The organism is Mycobacterium sp. NPDC050853 (genome assembly GCF_040653875.1).
Classification (GTDB): domain Bacteria; phylum Actinomycetota; class Actinomycetes; order Mycobacteriales; family Mycobacteriaceae; genus Mycobacterium.
On record NZ_JBFAGW010000001.1, the window covers coordinates 1,618,268 to 1,619,010 of the forward strand.

A 743-nucleotide genomic window follows, 5' to 3' on the forward strand; every position below is an offset into this window, starting at 1 on the left:
GCAGCGGTCACCACATATATGGCACCAGGCGATAGCGAGCTTTCTGCGCGTACTCAAGGTATCCGTCCAACTCTTCGGCAAGCAGCTTTTCTTCGTCGCGGATGCGCACGATAAGCACGATCAGGCCAGGTATGACGGAGACGAGCCCCCAATAGGAGCCGAGCGCAAGGGGGAAGCCGATTACCGTGACCACATTGCCGGTGTACATGGGGTGGCGTACCAGCCCGTACAGACCGGTGGAGACGAGAGTCTGGCCTGTCTCCACCTGGACGGTGGAGGCCGCGAAGCTGTTCTGAATGACCACCAGGCTCGTCACACCCAGCCCAACTGCCACCAAAACCTCACCAACCACGCAGATTACCGCCGGCGCCGACGTCCAGCCAAAGCGGTGGTCAAGGGCGCTGATCACCACCATTGCTGCCAGCGACAAGTACCAGCCGCCGATAAGAACCTTTTGCACCGTTCGGGTTTCTGCCACCGGCCCCGCGTGCTTACGCCGCTCATGCGCAGCGGGGTTTACCTGCTGCAGGTACATGGTGGGGATCCACGTCGAAAGTGCGAATACCGCCAGAAAAGCCCATGCTTGCCAGTAGTTGAACGTTCCGGCGAGCAGGAACAGCGCCAAGCCGAAGACAACGAGCTCAACGAGCCCGAATGCCAACACTTTTGCAATGGCTTTCACGGATTCTCCTGTCATCCTTCGCAGCATCGAATGTCCGCCACCGGGTGGCGGGCGTCGCGGC

Annotated in this window: 1 protein-coding gene; it reads right to left on the reverse strand. The window is 60.4% G+C overall.

Annotated elements, in window-relative coordinates:
* Nucleotides 1-7: 7 nt before the first annotated feature.
* A complete protein-coding gene (locus AB0H22_RS08020) occupies nucleotides 8-682 on the reverse strand; it encodes an isoprenylcysteine carboxylmethyltransferase family protein (RefSeq protein ID WP_358145887.1) in 675 nt (224 codons plus the stop codon).
* Nucleotides 683-743 lie beyond the last annotated feature (61 nt).